Annotated in this window: 1 protein-coding gene; it reads left to right on the forward strand. The window is 72.5% G+C overall.

The genetic code is table 11. The annotated features are described in order from the left end of the window. On the forward strand, positions 1–1,061 hold a 1,061-nt coding region (locus tag ACYVE7_RS34525; protein WP_460370838.1), incomplete at both ends, for a glycoside hydrolase family 3 protein.

The following is a 1,061-nucleotide window of genomic DNA, read 5'->3' on the forward strand; positions in this document are numbered from 1 at the left end:
CTTCCAGAACCTGCGCGACGCGATGACCCCGCCGGAGAAGCTGGCGCTGCTGCACGGCGGCGCTGACTGCGGGTTCGTTGGCTGCGTCGACGGCAACGACCGGCTCGGGATCCCGCCGCTGCGGCTGCACGACGGACCGGCCGGGGTCGGGCAGGGCCTCACCGGGGTGACCCAGCTCGCGGCACCCGTCGCGGGGGCGGCGTCCTGGGATCCGGAGCTGATGCGCCGGTACGGGCAGGTGCTCGGCGCCGAACAGTGGGCCAAGGGCGCGAACGTCGAGCTCGGGCCGACCGTCAACATCGTCCGCGACCCGCGCTGGGGCCGGGCCTTCGAATCGTTCGGCGAGGATCCGCTGCTCGCCGCCGAACTCGGCGTGGCGACGATCGGCGGCATCCGCGGTGAAGGCCCGATGGCCCAGGTCAAACACTTCATGGTCTACAACCAGGAGACCAACCGGTTCAACCGAGCCGACGACGCGCTCGTCTCCGAGCGGGCGATCCGGGAGATCTACGCGCCCGCGTTCGAAGCCGCCGTCGGCGCGGGCGTCGACTCGGTGATGTGCTCCTACAACCTCGTCAACCGGGTCCAGGCGTGTGAGAACGGCGCGTTGCAGAACGCGTTCCTCAAGCAGGAGCTGGGCTTCCGGGGCTTCGTCACCTCCGACTGGTGGGGCACCCACTCGACCGTCGGGTCGGCCCTCGGTGGCCTCGATCTGGAGATGCCCGACGCGAAGTACTTCGGCACACCGCTGACGGAGGCCGTCGCCGACGGACGGGTCCCGCAGAGCGCGATCGACGACAAGGTCCGGCGGATCACCACGGCGATGTTCCGCGCCGGGCTGTTCGACCGGCCGCAGCGGCCGGCGATCGACGCCGTCGTCACCACGCCCGAGCACGTCGCGGTGGCGCGGCAAGCCGCCGTCCAGGGCAGCGTGCTGCTGAAGAGCACGGCCGGGATCCTGCCGCTGACCGGCCGGGACGCCTCGATCGCCGTGATCGGGGTGTCCGGCGGGACGGGCGCGCTCACCTCGGGCGGCGGCAGCGCGGGCGTGCGCCCCGGCC

It is taken from the genome of Actinocorallia lasiicapitis, assembly GCF_054778695.1.